The organism is Microseira wollei NIES-4236 (assembly GCF_020521235.1).
Classification (GTDB): domain Bacteria; phylum Cyanobacteriota; class Cyanobacteriia; order Cyanobacteriales; family Aerosakkonemataceae; genus Microseira; species Microseira wollei.
Window position 1 is genome coordinate 1 of the sequence record NZ_BLAY01000447.1, and the last position, 1,322, is coordinate 1,322.

General features: G+C 42.7%; 3 protein-coding genes. 2 read left to right on the plus strand and 1 reads right to left on the minus strand.

Going from position 1 to position 1,322, the window contains the following annotated elements; all coding sequences use genetic code 11:
- The coding region (locus MiSe_RS49135; RefSeq protein WP_226594830.1) for a hypothetical protein at positions 1-219 on the minus strand (219 nt) is incomplete at its 3' end.
- Positions 220-259: 40 nt separating this feature from the next.
- On the opposite strand from MiSe_RS49135, the gene MiSe_RS49140 reads away from it, so the two are divergent.
- The gene (locus MiSe_RS49140) at positions 260-460 is read left to right on the plus strand and encodes a hypothetical protein (RefSeq protein WP_226594832.1); all 201 of its coding nucleotides are present in this window, start codon (positions 260-262) and stop codon (positions 458-460) included.
- Positions 450-1,025: a transposase gene (locus MiSe_RS49145; protein ID WP_226594833.1), complete on the plus strand. Its 576-nt coding sequence runs from the start codon at positions 450-452 to the stop codon at positions 1,023-1,025. The genes MiSe_RS49140 and MiSe_RS49145 overlap by 11 nt, the downstream gene beginning before the upstream one ends.
- Positions 1,026-1,322 lie beyond the last annotated feature (297 nt).

The window sequence follows — 1,322 nt, forward strand, 5'->3', positions numbered from 1 at the left end:
GATCAAAGATTGTTGGCGTAGGGACAAGGCATGATAAATTTTTGCTGTTGTGAGAAAGATGTTGAATGCCGTGTCCCAACAGATCGATGGGGGTGCGATCAAAGATTGTTGGCGTAGGGACAAGGCAGGAGCAATTTTTGCTGTTGTGAGAAAGATGTTGAATGCCTTGTCCCAACAGATCGATGGGGGTGCGATCAAAGATTGTTGGCGTAGGGACACGGCGTCAAAGATATCTTGGCAAGGGAAAATAACATTAATTATGCCGTGTCCCTACATTTGGTATATCCACGGTTATGTAAGGGAAAATAACATTAATTATGCCGTGTCCCTACATTTGGTATATCCACGGTTGTCCAGGGGCACGGCGTCAAAGATATATTGGGATAAGCAAACAACATTAATTATGTTCCCTACAGCAGGCATTTTTTTTATTAAATATAATTTTCCCAATGGCATATAACCCCAAAAAACATCACCGCCGTTCTATTCGATTACCCGAATACGATTACACCCAACCGGGTGCTTATTACATCACAATTTGCACCTACAAACGGCAATGTTGGTTTGGTGATATAGATAATGGGAAAATGCAGAAGAATTACTTGGGTTACATTGCCCATAGCTTTTGGCAGGCGCTTCCTCGTCGTTTTCCCCACATTCAATTAGATGTTTTTGTTGTGATGCCCAACCATCTGCATGGCATTCTGATTATTACCGATGAAGGATATCAGGCATTGCCAAAAAATAGGCCAAGAAAAGAACAATTTGGCAAACCCGTACCGGGTTCTATTCCTACAGTAGTTCGTTCTTTCAAATCAGCGGTAACTAAAAGAATTAATCTGATGCGTCGCACTAAAACGCCTCCTATCTGGCAAGATAATTATTATGAAAGCATCGTTCGCGTTGAAACTGGGTTGGATTGGATTCGACAGTATATTATCAACAATCCCCGCCAGTGGGAAATGGATGAAGAGAATATTAAATATCATTCAAATGAAATACTGGATTTGGGTTTAGATTTTTAATTCAAGATTGTCGCGGTAGGGACAAGGCATGATGAATTTTTGGTCTTGTGGGAAAGATTTTGAATGCCGTGTCCCAGCAGATCGACGAGGGTATGGTGTAGGGACACGGCATGAGAATTTTTTGGTCTTGTCCGAAAGATTTTGAATGCCGTGTCCCAGCAGATCGACGAGGGTATGGTGTAGGGACACGGCACGATCAATTTTTGGTTTTGTGAGAAAGATGGTGGATGCCGTGTCCCTACATATCGATGGGGGTGCGATCAAAGATGGTCGCGGTAGGGACAAGGCACGATCAAT

Coding starts and splice junctions, on each gene's coding strand:
- MiSe_RS49140 (WP_226594832.1), top strand. CDS start 260: ATGCCGTGTCCCTACATTTGGTATATCCACGGTTATGTAAGGGAAAAT.
- MiSe_RS49145 (WP_226594833.1), top strand. CDS start 450: ATGGCATATAACCCCAAAAAACATCACCGCCGTTCTATTCGATTACCC.